This window comes from Mesorhizobium sp. M1A.T.Ca.IN.004.03.1.1 (genome assembly GCF_003997555.1).
In the GTDB taxonomy this organism is placed as follows: Bacteria; Pseudomonadota; Alphaproteobacteria; order Rhizobiales; family Rhizobiaceae; genus Mesorhizobium.
This window is the reverse complement of the sequence record NZ_RZTV01000402.1, coordinates 1-267: the sequence shown is the minus strand read 5'-3', so window position 1 is coordinate 267 and position 267 is coordinate 1. Positions and strand designations below refer to the sequence as shown.

Here is a 267-nt window from a genome sequence, read left to right as displayed (position 1 = left end):
GCCATATCAACCGTCGTCCGTCCCCAGCCGGCATGCCGGTCGTAGGCCGTCGACAGGAAGAGCACGGCATTACCCTTGATCTCGCCGAGCGGCCGGCTGACGACGCCGACCAGATGATTATGGCTTCCGAAACGGACCGGCGTTTCCGCAAAACCATCGCCGGCAAGCGGCAGGCTGTCGATCGCTACCGGCGATTGGGCGGCGGATGTCTCCGTCGTCGTTGTCTCTAGCCACGTCGTCAGCAGTGCTACGACAGCCATCGGCGTC

The 267-nt window shown here is 64.0% G+C and carries 1 pseudogene; it reads right to left on the bottom strand.

The features are described from left to right. Positions 1 to 267 (bottom strand): annotated as a pseudogene (locus EOD29_RS32165) (alpha/beta hydrolase); the annotation flags it as partial.